Annotated in this window: 1 protein-coding gene; it reads right to left on the bottom strand. The window is 60.6% G+C overall.

Annotated features, from left to right (window positions below; translation table 11 throughout):
• Positions 1 to 25 precede the first annotated feature (25 nt).
• Positions 26 to 277 (bottom strand): hypothetical protein (locus R0J92_RS22705; RefSeq protein ID WP_411053326.1); only part of this gene is annotated, 252 nt, incomplete at its 5' end.

Raw genomic sequence — 277 nt, 5'->3', positions numbered from 1 at the left:
CTACGCTAGTTCAAGCCCGGTCGCGTCATTCATCGGGCAGGCGGATCACGCTCGCGTCCTTGCGAATCAACGCCGCCGCCGTCAGCATCTGCTTGCATTGATGCGCAAGCAGTTTGATGTCGTGCACCGCATCGGCCGAATAGTCCTGCGATTTCTCCGCTTCGACCACCATCGTGTCCAGTTCGCGCGTGATCTGTTTGATCTGCTCGCCCTGGTCCGCAGGCGGCGCAGTGCCTGCTTCTGCTTCGGTGAGATTGTCGCGCACGAGACTCAACGC

The sequence above is a fragment of the Tritonibacter sp. SIMBA_163 genome (genome assembly GCF_046535935.1).
GTDB lineage: Bacteria > Pseudomonadota > Alphaproteobacteria > Rhodobacterales > Rhodobacteraceae > Epibacterium > Epibacterium scottomollicae.
Note: the sequence above shows the minus strand (reverse complement) of the source record. Positions and strands in the feature narration are given on the sequence as shown.